Here is a 15,187-nt window from a genome sequence, read left to right as displayed (position 1 = left end):
CTCTGGGGATCGCGCCGATTAAATTCTTGAGTATATCTGGGGTGCCAGTAGGTAAAATAGAGGTACGCAGGCTACTACTCTTGAGACTTTCCCATAAAATCGGCCGTCCCTTACTGCCGATCGAGTCATCAGCCCATTGTTCTAGCAGCAAGCAAGTTGCTTTTTGTTGAGGATTAGTCGGTATAATTGGGCGATCTGGATAAGTTTTGTCCAAATAGAGCGCGATCGCGGTAGAGTCAGCAATGACTTTATTTCCATCTTTTAATACGGGTACTTGTCTTTGTCCCGACATCCGAAATAATTCCAATTGCCCCATACCTGGTACGACTTCAATTTTGCGGTATGCTAACCCTTTATAGTCCAGCACTAATCTAACTTTTTCCGAAAATTGCGACAATTCAAATTGGTATAGTTCCAGCATGTGTTTTATTCCCGATCGTAATTTACAACAGCACTACCATTTATCCTAGAACATCAACAGTGAAATACATGTCCACACGCTTACGGTTTTCACTCCGATCCTATTTATAATGTCCAAGATCGCCCCACATGATTCTGCAAAGCGGACGCTCCGCGAACGAGTAGCCGAGATCGAATGGCAATACTGGATTGCTCGATTAGTGCCCATGTTGTACGTCACCGTATTAACACTCATTCTGCCAAAAATTCTGACTCAATCCTTTGTGGTTTCTGAGTTAGGCATCACGCCCGAACAGAAAGTTCACCAACATCTCAGAGCGATTTCCATCAAAGTGATCGCCCACGGTGAACGGATCGGTTCGGGGGTGCTGCTCAAACGACATCATCAAGTTTATACCGTCATCACCAATGCGCATGTCGTTCAAGCTAGTAGTGCGCCATATCAATTACAAACCCATGATGGACAGGTCTATGCCGCTGCTTTAATTGCCCCGCCCAGCGGACAAAATCGCGATCTGAGTATCCTGCGATTTCAAAGTCACCAGCGGAGTTATCCTACTGCCAAATTAGCGACAACAGTACCGAAGGTCGGAGATCGGGTTTGGTCTGCTGGATTTCCCACTGGTGGTAACGATAAAGTCGATCGCAATCTCAAAGACTTGGAGAAGGCTCCGTGGGGACTAGATACTATTGATGGACAGATTTCTCAAGTTTTACCAGTTGCCATTGCTGGCGGCTACAGGATCGGTTTTGATGGTGCAATTCGGAAAGGGATGAGCGGTGGGCCGGTAGTCGATCGATCTGGTCGATTGATCGGGATTAATGGCGTTCATGCCAATCCGCTCTGGGATATTCCCGAAATTCTTGAAAATGGTTCGACAGCGAGCGATGAGCTAAAAGAACAAATTCATAATGCCAGTTGGGCAATTCCGATCGAGTATATTCTTGACCACACTAGGTTGTAGAGAGTTGGGAGACAATTTTATGGCGAAGCAGAACACCATCCCTTAAAGTTAAACCCCGATCGAGAGTTAAGTCTCGATCGGGGTCTAAAATTCTAATGGAGCTGGGCAGAGTCGAACTGCCGTCCGCCCTGGGTATTAACTTTCCGCTCATTCACAGGTATAGTCTATCTAACCCTCAAGACGGGAGTGACCTATTGTCCCAGGTCGCAGGATGCTCTGATGAATCTTAGCTATCTAACCTACCAGAGACGGTTAAATAGAGCATCCGTTGAGGGTTATCTATAGCACTTAACGGAGTCATACTATAAATGCTCGGACTTAGAAATTAATCTTAAGTGTTTTTAGGCAGCTACAGGAGCGGCTTTACGAGCGAAAGGTACAATGTTGTTTGCATCTATATTTATTTGAGCCGATATTAACGAGAGTAGACTCCCTCTCGACCTGTATCACAGTGCAGCTTTCGCCAACACGTCGAAACCTTTACAGCCCCAAGTTCTTTCATTATATAGTAGTTTCGGGGATTTAGGGAGGAGAGGGTGGATGGTGAATAGTGGATAGTGAATTGTTCTGGAGTATAAAGTACAAGCGCGTTTGGCATCTAACTTATTATTCACTATCCACTATTCACTATCCCCTATCCACTAATTTATGAAACTCCTCTGCATCAGCAACGGTCACGGTGAAGATGCGATCGCGTTACCTGTGCTCCAAGAGTTGCGAAAACTCGCTAAATCCTCAGAAATAGTCGCCTTGCCGATCGTGGGTGTGGGTAATGCTTATCGCGACCATGATTTTCCGATCGCCGGGAAAGTCCAAATCATGCCATCGGGAGGATTTCTCAATCAGGATAATCGCCAATTGGCGCGGGATCTCCAGGGGGGTTTGGTGGGATTGACGATCGATCAAATCCGCACGATTCGGCATTGGGGCAAATCTGGCGGTAAAATTTTGGCGGTGGGCGATATCGTCCCGCTATTATTTGCTTGGTTGAGTGGGGCAGAATACGCCTTTATCGGTACAGCAAAGTCAGAATACTATCTTCGCGATCGGCAAGGGCAAATACTCCCCTCACAGCGCAACTCGATCGAAGCCAAAACTGGATCTGTGTATTTTCCGTGGGAACGCTGGCTATTGAGTCGCCGCAATTGTCAAGCTGTCTTTGCTCGCGATCAATTAACTGCGGAGATCCTGCAACAGTGGCGAATTCCGGCTTTCGATCTGGGTAATCCGATGACAGATGGTGTTGCCACAGATCCTAGTCAATTAGGATTCGATCGTCCTCAGACATTCAAGCGCGGACTGGCTCGATCGCTGATAATTACGCTCCTTCCTGGCTCTCGTCCCCCAGAAGCCTATGCAAATTGGCACCAGATCGTCATCGCTGTCAATAGTCTAATTCCCGTCTTTCCCCACCGCCAAATTCTCTGTTTGGCAGCGATTGTCCCAACACTCGATCTAAATGAGATCGAGTGCCATCTGTGCGAACTGGGCTGGATGAAATTAGTTGAGATTGAAGCTGATTTAACTAATTTTATTCCCGATGTTAGTACGATATATTATCGACATCAGAACGTCACGATCGCGATTAGTACTAAATCTGGGCGAGAGTTTATGCAACTGGGGGACTGGGCGATCGCGATGGCAGGTACAGCAACGGAGCAATTTATCAGTTTAGGCAAACCAGCGTTGATTATTCCAGGTGCTGGCCCTCAGTTTACGCCTGCTTTTGCCGAAGCCCAAACTCGCCTGTTGGGTGAGTCAGTAATTTTGGTACCGCAGCCGCAGAATGTGGGAGTAGAGATCCAGCAATTATTACAGCAACCCGATCGATTGCGGTCGATCGCGCAAAATGGTTTATTACGGATGGGTATGCCTGGAGCCGCCAGACGAATCGCTGAATGCTCGATCGAAATTATGAGTTAAATAGGCGGACGATCTAAGCTAGGATCTACATGCGATCTTGACTTTGCGAACAAATCAAAACCAGATCGCGTCCGATTTTGTAAATCATCTAGCGATCGAGTGAGTCTTTTGAAACAGCGTTCTAACTATTGGCAGATTATTCCCTATCTGAATCCCCATTGGCGGATGATTAGCGTCGGCTTATTCTGTGTCGTCGTATTTAGTCTGTTTTCGCCAGTGATGGCGTATTTGGCCGGAGATATTTCTAAATATCTAGGTGCAGGGAATGTCGAATTATTAATTCAACTCAGCTTAATTGGTGGATTGGTATTTGTAATTCGGGGGATCGCTCAGTATGGTCAAGATGCTTTGATGGCCAAGGTGGCATTCTCTGTCACGTTAGACTTGCGCAAACGCATTTACAATCATTTATTAAAAGTCGGCTCGGCGTATACCCAGATTGTCCAAACTGGTGATTTGGCTTATCGTTTAACTGAAGATATCGATCGAGTCGCTGAAGTAATCTACAAGATTTTTCATCAATTTATTCCCTGTATCCTCCAATTAGTATTGATTTTAGGATATCTAGTGTGGGTAAATTGGCAATTGACGATCGCAGTATTTCTGATTGCCCCGATTATTGCTATTCTAGTCGGTTGGTTTGGCGAACAACTCCGCAAATTTTCACTCCGCAGCCAAAATCGAACTTCGGATTTATCTTCTTTAGTGACTGAATTTACTGGCAGTATGCGATCGATCCAGGCTTTTGCAGCCGAAGATTATGCGAACTTTCGTTTTGGGCAGGAAGCAGAACTCAATCGTCAGGCAAAATATAGCACCGAAAATCTCAAGGCTTTCCAATATCCGATTATTGGTTTTATCCAAGCTGCCAGTATTCTGTTCTTATTTGTATTAGCTGGTTGGCAAATTTCACTCGGAAATCTCACTGGTGGAAAATTTGTTGGTTATGCTACTGCGATCGCTTTAATGATCGATCCGATCTCGATTACGACTGGTAATTTTAATGAGATTAAGCAGGCCGAAGCTTCAGTCGATCGGGTCTTCGATCTATTTAAGATTCCAATCGCAATTATTGAAAAACCCAATGCGATCGAGTTGCCTCGCATTACTGGGAAGATTGATTATCAGCACGTCAGTTTTGGTTATACGCCAGATAAACCAATTCTTAAGTCGTTTGACTTAAGTGTCAAACCGGGGGAAACGATCGCCCTAGTTGGTACTTCTGGGGCGGGCAAAAGTACGATTCTCAGTTTGTTAAATCGTTTTTATGATGTCTCGTCTGGTAGCATCGCGATCGATGGCATCGATATTCGCGATGTGACGATCAAAAGTCTCCGCCGTCAGATTGGGATCGTGCCCCAAGATACCGTCTTACTTTCAGGACATATCGCTCAAAACATCGCTTTTGGACAGACAGAATTCGATATCAAAGATGTCGAAGAGGCAGCTAAAATTGCCAATGCCCATCAATTTATCTCTCAACTTTCGCAAGGTTATTATACTTACGTTGGTGAGAAAGGGACGACATTATCGGGCGGCCAAAAACAACGAATCGCGATCGCCAGAGCAGTATTATTCAATCCCCGCATTCTGATTCTCGATGAAGCAACTTCGGCATTAGACTCCGAATCAGAAGCCTTGGTTCAAGAGGCATTGGAGCGGATTATGACCGAGCGGACGGTGTTTATTATCGCCCATCGGCTGGCGACAGTCCGCAAAGCCGATCGGATTTTGGTAATTGAAAATGGCGAGATTATTGAAGCTGGTAATCACAGTGAATTACTCGATCAATCTGGACGCTATGCTCAGTTCTACGCTCGACAATTCAGTCAATCGACTTAATTCGATCGATTCGATTAGCTCAATAAATACAAGTAGGGGTAATGTCTTGATTCGCTAAACCCTCGGGAAACCAGAGGAGCGCGAATCGCTTCATGAATTACCCCTACTTGTATTTATTGAGGCTACGCAATTTTAATAGCCGATATCTAAAGTCACAGCGGCTTCTACCTGCTGTTCGCCGCCAACAACGGGTGTAGTTGCGTCAGCTTTGGCGACACTCTGTCTGAGCATTTCCTGCGCCACTGGAATGGGAGCGGGCGTAGACGCACTATTGATTTGAATGTTGATGACTTCTTTGCGCTTGAGACTGAGTGTTTCGAGCACCGCGTCAGCTTGACGTTGGGCATCTTGAGTCGCTTGCTTGAGTGCTTGCAGTTGGGCGGTCGAAATCGCCTGTTCGCTAGCGACGAAATTCACCCCATCAATGCGGGTTGCCCCATTATTGACTGCACCATCCAGAATCGCACCCGCGCGATCGTTCGGGACACGAAAACTGATGCTATTAGTGGCAGAATAGCCAGTAATTTTAGGATTGCTACCATTTTGATAGCTATAAGTCGGATTGAGATTAATCCCAGTGGTTTGGAGTTTATCTACCCGTTGCGTTTTGAGATACTCAATAACCTGTGTAGACCTTTTGGCGGCTGCTTGTTGGGCACTAGTGGGGGTTTTGCCAGCAACTTCGATCGCGAGGCGAATTTGACTGAGTGTGGTAGGGATAGTCACAATCCCTTTACCGCTGGCAGTAATGGTGCGGGCAGTCTTCCGCTCTTGGCTGTTGCTGGGGGCAATTCCCATGAATATGACCAAACTAGCTGTCAACAGGAGAGCTAAAGCTGGTTTGACGTTAAAGTGCCTACTTTTGGATCGTGCATGAATGGACTCAATGGTAAGTATCGATTTTTGATACCAGTATCCTCTCACTTCCTGGCTCAAATCAGCACTGCGAGCGGCAAGATTGTTAGTAGTATCTACATTCAGCAAATTACTGGCTTGATCGTCTCGATCCCAGTCCAGCAAACGTTTAATTCCGATCGTCCGGGGCATATATTCACCATTTCAAGTTAATGGTAACGACTGCCTAAAAAGTCTACATGTTTCCATGGTGACTCGATCGGTAGCGAGTTACCCATGATTCGCTCTAGATCTGGATCTGACAACTATTTGAACTTGTTAGTAAATAGCGATCTCATCAACAATTGATTTGATTGTTGAGATCCCATTTCAGATGGGCATATTAGATGTAGGAGCTGACTCAATTGTCTACGTATATTTACTAATTATCCTGTTGACTTAGCTGCTGCTAGGTGTGACATGTAGTTGCAAGTTGGCAAATAAATTGAGCTGACCCAAACATTGACTAAAGTAAGCTACATAACCAGCACTACTTACTTTTTATCTTTCTATCCTTAACATTCGCGGTCTGCAAGGTTTTACAGTGCCAGATCGACAAGATTAGTTAAAATATATCAATACCAGTGATGACTAAAGTTGTTGAAGCATTAAAAGATATTATCCAGCAAGAACTATCGGGGCGACTCATTATTCGAGATGCACTAGATGCTTCGATAACTTGGGAAGCTTACTTTGGTAATGGAAAGCTACATTTTGCCACTAGTTCGCTGGGGCAAAAAGAACGACTTACCTATTTAACCAGACGCCATCATCCAGATTTTAATCTGAGCGAGTTTACGATCGGTCAATCAGACTATAAATTTATCTGTCATCAATGGCAATCGGGAAGATTATCACTGCAACAAGTCCGCCAGCTCGCATTTACGAGTACCCAAGAAGCTTTTGTCCATATTATGGCGATTGGGAATGCCGAGATGGAGTTTAATCTCGATGCTCATCTGGACGTACTGATTTTATCGGCTTCGGTGCAACAAGTAATCGCGCCAGTCAAACAACTAATTTGGCAATGGCAGAAAATCAGACCGCATTTGACGTCCCCATTGGTAAGAGTATATCTATCGAATATCGATAGTTTATATAAACTCTTATGGCAACAACTTCAGAGTACTAAGGCGATCGAGGCTTATCAATCTGCATTGACTCAAAATCTGTGTCTATATAGTATTGCCAATCAACTCAATATTGATGTCCAAGGACTCAGTCACATGTTGCTACCACTGGTACGCAATCGGAGCGCGCAGATTTCTGACTACGGCCAAAAACAAGATGAAGATCGGCCAATTATTGCTTGTATCGATGATAGTCAAACAGTCCAAAATAGTGTGAGATTAACTCTAGAAGCACAAGGATATGAGGTCATCGGATTGCTGAAACCCGCTCAAGCGATGACAAAACTAATCCGCACTCATCCGATTCTAATTTTATTAGATATTAGTATGCCTGATATTAATGGCTACGAACTTTGTCAACTCCTCCGTAAGTCACCAAATTTTAAAAATGTGCCGATTCTGATGCTCAGTAGTCGCGATGGCGTATTTGACAGGTTGAAAGCCAGAATGGTCGGTGCTAATGATTATATGACTAAGCCTTTTACACCGACCGATCTAGTAAATTTGGTCAATAAACATGTCTCTCAGGCATTGGTAAGTGTTTGAACCGATCGATCCTTAAATAGTTGTTCGTTGTAATTTGTCCTCGATCTCAACAGCAGATGCAAAGAGAAATATCCTCTCGCATAACATCATCAAATATTCCTAAGGTATCCCCGACTTCTTGAGGAGATCGGGGATATGTGTTGATCGACTTAGCGGTTGCTATAATTTCATACCTATAATCTTATTTGGAATTTAATTTAGGCCGATCCGACTGAAAAAAATCTAATAACTCCCGATTGACAAGTTGTGGAACCTCTTGTTGAATCCAATGTCCGCATTGGGGAATGAGCTTGAGTTTAAATGGTGCAGATATCCATTTTTCCATCCCTTCTGTCAGTTTATTGCTGAGAAAATTATCTTCTTCGCCCCACAGCATTAAAGTTGGTACCGTAATCTGACGTGGTGAATTATTCCAGTTTTGCAGCCAATTTTGAGGTGCGAGTAACTGACGATAATAATTGAGTGCTGCCCCTAAGACTCCAGGCTTTTCTAAAGCCTCCTGATAAATTTGATTATCTTCTGCTGTAAAGGCACCTTTCCTCACGGCTTGTCCGCGAAAGACATTGAGAATAAAATCTTTGAGATTTTGTTGGATCAACCATTCGGGTATCCCTGGAACTTGAAATGCCAACATATACCAACTACGTCGTAATTGATCGAGATTGCTGCTCATTTCCTGCATTAATTTTTGCGGATGAGGTGCATTGAGAATTGCTAATCGATCGAGTACTTGCGGGCATTTTTGGGCAAGATGCCAAGCAATTGCCCCACCCCAGTCGTGTCCGGCAATATGTGCTTTGACATAGCCTAATGATTGAATTAGCCCTTGGATATCGGTACTCAGGGTATCGATATCATAGCCACTGAGGGGTTTATCTGAATAGTTATAGCCGCGCAAATCGGGGACGACAACCTTGAAATGACGAGCGAGTGCGGGAATCTGATGTCGCCAAGAATACCAAAATTCAGGAAAACCATGAAGTAGGATGACTAATTCGCCCTCACCTTGGGTGACGCAGTGTAAGCGAATATTGTTGGTTTGGATGAATTCATGCCGCCAACCAGAATCCAAGGAGGCTGTGTAAGGTTTCATTGACTGTCTCGCTATTGTGCGCTGCTTTATCAGTATAAACTAGCGATCGACGATCGTCTGCGATCGATTATGTCAAAAATAGCGATCGCTGACAATCAGTACTAAAGATTATTAAATATGAATATCTTGGATTGAATCAACAGGTAATGGCTACGGCACAAATCGAGGTGTAAAAATCGGAGATTCGATCGCAAAATCAGTCAAAATTCATGACCCAACAGCTAATTTGTTGGAAGGTCGAATTTTAACAATTAGATCCGATCGCTATGGCAATTTATTCCTCAGATTCGAGGCTGATAATCTCAATCGAATTACTCACATATCAATTGCTTTTGAGTGCTAGAAATGAAGATTGAAATATTCCATTATTCATCGATATTTTTCACCTGAATATCAAATCCACGATCCTGCATCCGATCAACCAATCCGGCTGGATCTTGCACCCAGAATTGTTTGCCAAATTGTACCAATTGATACCCTGCTGCACCCTGGACGATCGCATAGACGGGCGTTCCGACATCTACTGTATCCCCAGAATACTCTTCGATCGTCGTTTTTAAGGTTTGCGACTGGATCTCATCAGTTGCCATACTAATTGGTAGTTTGATTAATACCAATTGTCGAGATTCGGATCGAATATCTGCTGACTTATGAACGAAATTGTAATCGATCTCGATCGCTTCATCGACGATCATCTGGAGTTCATCATTGTCTTTTTTGCGACTGACTTTCCCAACGACAATCACCGAGCTATTTTGAATCAATAGATCTTTGATCTTTTCATAAGCTTCTGGGAAAGCGACCGCTTCTAATTTACTACTAGCAATATCAGTTAATTTTAGAATAGCCATCGACTTATTATCTTTTTTGGTCTGGACGATTTTGACCTCAGTCAAGATTACCACCAGCTTAACATCCTTACAAGGCTTTTCAATTTCGATAATCCGCTTGAAATCATGCTTTTGCATCTTGGCAATTTTTTCGGCATTCTTGAGCGGATGATCGGAGACATATACACCCAAAAGTTCTTGCTCGAATTGTAGTCGTTCGGCAGAGGGAAAGTCACTCACTAGCGGTGATTTGGGCGTAGCCTCAAAGCCACCAGCTTCAGGCTTTGAATCTCCACCTAATAGTAAATCGAATAAATTGCCTTGCCCGATCGCTTTTTCTTTGGCCTTACTTTGCGACCAGGGAATAATTACATCCAGATCGTTAATTAATTGGCGGCGATTGCGATCAAGATTGTCAAAAGTACCGCATTGAATTAACGATTCCAATGTCCGTTTATTCACAGCTTGCAAACTTACTCTTTGACAAAGATCGGCCAGTGATTTAAATTCACCGCCTTCTTCACGCGCATTAAGAATATTCTCGATTGCGGCTTCGCCGACGTTTTTAATCGCCGACAATCCAAAGAGAATATTCAACCGATTAGGACGTTCTGGATCGACAACTGGACGAAATTTGACATACGATCGATTGATATCTGGCGGCTCGACTTTGATATCCAAAGTTTGCTCGCAATTATTTAGATATCGAGTCACTTTATCTTGATCGCCACTATTGGCAGTCAGGAGTGCCGACATGTATTCAGCCGGATAATTTGCTTTTAAAAATGCTGTTTGATAAGTGACGTAAGCATAAGCAGTAGAATGGCTTTTATTAAAACAATTAGAGGCGATTATACTATTTTCCAATAAAAAATTATGAACATTTTCTAATCCAATATCATAGACAGATTGAACACCCAAAGATTTGCAGCTGATAATTTTAACCACGAGAGTAACTTCCTAATATTTGTTCGATTTTTTCTTTCTTACGTGATAATCCTAGATTGGGATATCGATACATCAGATCGTAGAACTTTTGGAGATTTGGCTAACCTCTGCGATGAAAAATTTATCCGAAAATGTGGTTGATGAGGAGATCGATCGATTTCTCTGATTTCTCCTGAATATTCAATCTCCCTAGCAAAAAGTTTTACCAATTCGCGATCGATCGATTCTAGGACAATATAGTTCTTGTCTGTAACACAGCCATCAGCAGCAAGTAGACCAAGTAAATAAGATTTGACCGGAGTATCAATTTTGTCAAAATAGTTTTCATTAAGAGTGTATCTATTTCTACGTTTAGTGTTGACCCCAAAATTCGCCAAAACTCTGGCGACAGATTTACCACTAACTCCTACTAATTTGGGAATTGATCGACACTCTTCACCGCTTTGAAAAGCAACTAGTATTGCTTGTTTTTGCTGTGTATTTAGTTGAAGATATCTAGTAGCTGTCATTATATTTTGTCGAGTTGCAGTAAATCTAAGTTGCGATCGAATATCTCTTGAATTGGCAACATTTGCCGATCGACAGTCATGAATTTATGATCTGCCGTGGCGCGAATTGTATTACTATCTTCTAGTAAGTATTCAAATACTTCCTGTTGACCTCGATCGTGCCATTGAACAATCGGCTGCTGAATTACATAACTGTTCTCGTCCAAGCTCCAAATCGTACAGGCAATTTTTTCTGTGACAATTTTACCGATTGGTAATGCGCCATATTCAACTGTCATGACTTTAGTTTCATAACTCAAGCAATATTCAGCGAATAAAACCATCTTATCGAATAAAGCATCTGCGATCGCGTGAGGTACTCCTTTCTTGGCAGAACCATCGAGAAACTTCTCGCGCTGTTTATTCATTTCATCGGCTTTTTTCTTACCCATGCACCGCCGCAAAATATCAGCCTCACCGAGGGTATATCCTGCCAAATCTTGAGCAATTTTCATGATCTGCTCTTGATAGACAATTACCCCATACGTCTCCTCTAAAATTGTCTCTAGAATGGGATGCTCGTAAGTGATTTTTTCACGCCCGTGTTTGCGATCGATAAAAATTGGAATCAGTCCCGCATCTAGTGGCCCCGGACGATATAATGCCAGAATCGATGATAAATCCTCGATACTCGATGGTTTCAATCTCGCCACCACATCCAACATCCCCGAAGACTCTAATTGAAAGACGCCTTCTAAATCTCCAGACTCGACTTGTTTATAGGTTCTCTCAACATTTGGCGGGCGTTTATTTAACGATCCTTTATTTAAGATTTTATAGGTACGTCTTTCCTCAAAAGTGATATCATCTGGATCGATAATATCGCCCTTGGTTTGTTCGATCGTATCGATCGCATTTTGGATGATTGTCAGATTCCTAAGACCCAAAAAGTCCATTTTCAATAGACCCATGGAGTCGAGATCTTCCATATAATATTGGGTGATCACCGAGCCATCATTATTCCGCTGTAACGGGACGATTTCATCTAAAGGTTGCGCCGAAATTACTACCCCAGCCGCATGCACCCCAAAGGTTTTGTTCGTACCTTCGATCCGCATCGCCATATCCACCCACTGTCTAGCCGTAATTTTTTCGCCAGTCTCTGGATCGGCATATTCGCCCGTTTCATAAATCTGTTTGAACTCCGGTACTGGCGTTTTATCCGAAATCATCACCGCCAATTTTGTTGGTTTCCCGCGCACGACGGGAATCATTTTCCCCAACTCATTCGCCGCACCATAAGGGATATTCAATACCCGTGCGACATCCTTGAGTACTGCTTTAGAAGTCATCCGGTTGAAGGTGATAATCTGCGCTACCCGTTCCTTCCCATATTTCTCAGTCACATATTCGATCACTTCCGCCCGCCGTTCGATACAAAAATCCGTATCGATATCCGGCATCGACTTCCGATCTGGGTTCAAGAACCGCTCGAATAGCAAACAATGATGTACGGGGTCGATATTAGTAATTTTCATCGCATAAGCGACTAGAGAACCCGCTGCGGAGCCTCTTCCAGGGCCGACAGGTATAGCGCGATCGCGTGCGAATTTGATATAATCCCAAACAACTAAAAAGTATGTCGAAAATCCCATCCGCTCGATCATTTTCAACTCGAAATCGAGTCGTTCCTGATAGACTTGTTCGATATCTCCATACCGTTGTACCTTCAACCGCTCCTTCAATCCTTCCCGCGAAATCTCCTCAACAAAAGTCGCGGGAGTATGCCCCACAGGAATTGGGAAATCAGGAATCTTTGGTTCGCCTAAAATATTGTAAGGTTGAATTTTGTCCGCAACTTCAAGTGTATTGGCGATCGATTCAGCAATCACATCATCGGGTAAATGATCACGAAATAATGCGGCCATTTCCTCAGCAGATTTGAGATATTCATTACCGCTATACCGCATCCGTTTGTCTTCACGAATCAGTTGCCCCGTCTGAATACACAGCAATGCATCGTGAGCTTCTACGTCATAACAGGAGACAAAGTGAGAATCATTAGTAGAAATAATTTTAATATCTAGCTCGCGGGCAATTCTGACAATTTCCACATTCACGACCCGATCTTCTTTCAAGCCATGATCTTGGATTTCTAGGTAGTAATCTTCCCCAAATCGTTCTTTATACCATCTCGCCACTTTTCGAGCTGCATCGGGTCGTCCCGCCATGATTGCTTGCGGAACTTCACCACCCAAACAACCACTAGTGATAATCAACCCTTCCTTGTATTTTTCAATATATTCTTTGTTAATACAAGGACGTGCAAAAATTCCCCGTCCCTGAAAACCTTCGAGGTGAGATACTGTCGTTAATTTAACTAAATTCCGATATCCCTGGGTATTCTTCGCTAGGATCACTTGGTGAAACTTCTGATATCGCTTCTGCTGCGTGAAGTCACCATTGATCACATACATTTCATTGCCAATAATCGGCTTGACATTGCGAGTGCGACAGACTTTAATCAGTTCGATCGCCCCATACATCACACCATGATCCGTCAGCGCGATCGCGGGCATCCCCAATTCTACCGCTCGATCGACCAAATTCGGCAACTGACTAGCTCCGTCAAGCAGGCTGTAGTCACTGTGCATGTGCAAACCAACGAAAGACATAGGGCAATATTTAGCGCAGGTAGATAGCATTATTATAATACCCCTTTCAATAGTACTAAAGCATTACTTTAATAAATATTATTGTGTTGGCTTAGTATCGTGGTGATTAGAGAGCGATCGCATTTAGCAAGGAACTAGATTTTTAGATTCAGATCGATCGCCTGAAGTGTCATCAAAAATAGCTCCTCTATCGATCAAATCTTGCCTCATCAATTCAGAAATTCCTGAGTTATTTCTGAATTGTGCATCGTTCACCTCAGCACCATTTAAATTGGCACCACTTAAATTGGTAAACATTAGTTTTGCACACCTGAGATCGGCATTACTCAAATCAGCATTACTCAGATTGGAATGAGTTAGATCGGCACAAATTAGGTTAGCATGACTAAGATTAGCATCAGACAGATCGGCCTGAGTAAGTTTTGCACCACTTAAATTAGCATGATAAAGTTTAGCACGATTGAATTTTGTATCAATTAGAAAGGAACAATCCAGATTCGCATAACTTAGATTAGCTCCCATCAGATTTGCTTCCCTTAAATCAGCATTCTGTAAGTTTGCTTCACTGAGATCGGCATTGATTAGATTCGCGCCATCCAGTCTTGTTTTTGTAAAATTTGCCTGTCTAAGATCGGCACCCATCAGGTAAGCAGATCCTTGACTTGGATATTCAGGATAAGGAGCGTGGCTTCTCTTCCGCTGATTCTCCACATAAATATGACTAAGATCTACACCTTTTAATTTTCTGTATGGAATTTGTCGAGCGAATATGTCTTTGGCTAAAACCTCTTTTAGTAAATCTTTAGAATTATCTAAATCATGATAATTTATCTTCCATTCATCAGGAAAATCATTCTGAGTAAAGATTGCTAGAGATTGATTAAAGCAATCAATCGATCTTTCTAAATTATCTCTACGATCGCCTTGACTACGATTTTGGTAAGCTAAACCAAGATTGCGTTGCAACATTGCCCAATAGGTTGCCGGAATATATTCTCTCGTATAAATCCTCAGTGCATGATTAAAACAATCGATCGGTTCGTACAGAATGCTCTGAGGTTCTTCTACGTGTAATAATTCTGGTCGTTTCTCGATATTGCCATGCTCTGCATATAATCGATCGATCTCCTCCTGCCAATCAGGATTAAACCATAGCACTTCTTCTCTAGATACTTGTAGCTGCTGACAACTCTCAAACACAACTTGAGGGATATTCTGCATCGCAGAATCTATATGTATCGAAGTTCCAGGCTGTGGCGAATTGAGGTACGACGCAAGTGTTACGGTTTCTCCAGATGGCAATGTCAAAAAAGTTAACTGCAATTCATCTAAGCCATCATAGCCATCATAAATCGGCAAACTGAGCGGAATGACCAAAGACTCGATCGAGTCATCTAAAAACGCAGCAGCAGTATTTGCTGGAGATACTTCTT

General features: G+C 43.1%; 10 protein-coding genes and 1 other RNA gene. 4 read left to right on the top strand and 7 right to left on the bottom strand.

Translation table 11 applies throughout. The annotated features are described in order from the left end of the window. The coding region (locus RMO27_RS02035) for a glutathione S-transferase family protein (protein ID WP_309728600.1) at positions 1 to 421 on the bottom strand (421 nt) is incomplete at its 3' end. A 109-nt stretch (positions 422 to 530) separates the two neighbouring features. On the opposite strand from RMO27_RS02035, the gene RMO27_RS02030 reads away from it, so the two are divergent. Then, on the top strand, positions 531 to 1,385 hold the full coding sequence (locus RMO27_RS02030; RefSeq protein ID WP_309728599.1) for a serine protease: 855 nt from the start codon (positions 531 to 533) through the stop codon (positions 1,383 to 1,385). Positions 1,386 to 1,478: 93 nt separating this feature from the next. Here RMO27_RS02030 and ssrA read toward each other — a convergent pair. Then, positions 1,479 to 1,875, bottom strand: a transfer-messenger RNA (tmRNA) gene (gene ssrA, locus RMO27_RS02025). Positions 1,876 to 2,033: 158 nt separating this feature from the next. On the opposite strand from ssrA, the gene RMO27_RS02020 reads away from it, so the two are divergent. Next, positions 2,034 to 3,308 (top strand): lipid-A-disaccharide synthase-related protein, encoded by a 1,275-nt coding sequence (locus RMO27_RS02020; RefSeq protein ID WP_309728598.1) that lies wholly within the window; start codon positions 2,034 to 2,036, stop codon positions 3,306 to 3,308. Positions 3,309 to 3,416: 108 nt separating this feature from the next. After that, entirely contained in the window at positions 3,417 to 5,150 is a 1,734-nt protein-coding gene (locus RMO27_RS02015) for an ABC transporter ATP-binding protein (RefSeq protein ID WP_396133596.1), read from the top strand. A gap of 132 nt (positions 5,151 to 5,282) precedes the next feature. Here the strand turns inward: RMO27_RS02015 and RMO27_RS02010 are convergent, their stop codons facing one another. Next, positions 5,283 to 6,197, bottom strand: a complete 915-nt coding sequence (locus RMO27_RS02010) for an SIMPL domain-containing protein (protein WP_309728597.1) — start codon at positions 6,195 to 6,197, stop codon at positions 5,283 to 5,285. A 434-nt stretch (positions 6,198 to 6,631) separates the two neighbouring features. On the opposite strand from RMO27_RS02010, the gene RMO27_RS02005 reads away from it, so the two are divergent. Further along, a complete protein-coding gene (locus tag RMO27_RS02005; protein ID WP_309728596.1) occupies positions 6,632 to 7,720 on the top strand; it encodes a response regulator in 1,089 nt (362 codons plus the stop codon). 181 nt (positions 7,721 to 7,901) lie between these two features. Here RMO27_RS02005 and RMO27_RS02000 read toward each other — a convergent pair whose 3' ends face one another. The 4 genes from RMO27_RS02000 to RMO27_RS01985 all read right to left on the bottom strand — a co-directional run. Beyond that, positions 7,902 to 8,813, bottom strand: coding sequence for an alpha/beta hydrolase (locus tag RMO27_RS02000; protein ID WP_309728595.1), 912 nt, complete (start codon positions 8,811 to 8,813; stop codon positions 7,902 to 7,904). A gap of 365 nt (positions 8,814 to 9,178) precedes the next feature. After that, positions 9,179 to 10,591, bottom strand: coding sequence for an OB-fold nucleic acid binding domain-containing protein (locus RMO27_RS01995; protein WP_309728594.1), 1,413 nt, complete (start codon positions 10,589 to 10,591; stop codon positions 9,179 to 9,181). 508 nt (positions 10,592 to 11,099) lie between these two features. Next, on the bottom strand, positions 11,100 to 13,754 hold the full coding sequence (locus tag RMO27_RS01990; protein ID WP_309728593.1) for a DNA polymerase III subunit alpha: 2,655 nt from the start codon (positions 13,752 to 13,754) through the stop codon (positions 11,100 to 11,102). A gap of 123 nt (positions 13,755 to 13,877) precedes the next feature. Further along, the coding region (locus RMO27_RS01985; protein ID WP_309728592.1) for a pentapeptide repeat-containing protein at positions 13,878 to 15,187 on the bottom strand (1,310 nt) is incomplete at its 5' end.

The sequence above is a fragment of the Chamaesiphon sp. OTE_75_metabat_556 genome, from assembly GCF_031378165.1.
Classification (GTDB): Bacteria; Cyanobacteriota; Cyanobacteriia; order Cyanobacteriales; family Chamaesiphonaceae; genus Chamaesiphon.
The sequence above is the reverse complement of the archived record's forward strand: the minus strand, read 5'-3'. Positions and strand labels throughout refer to the sequence as shown.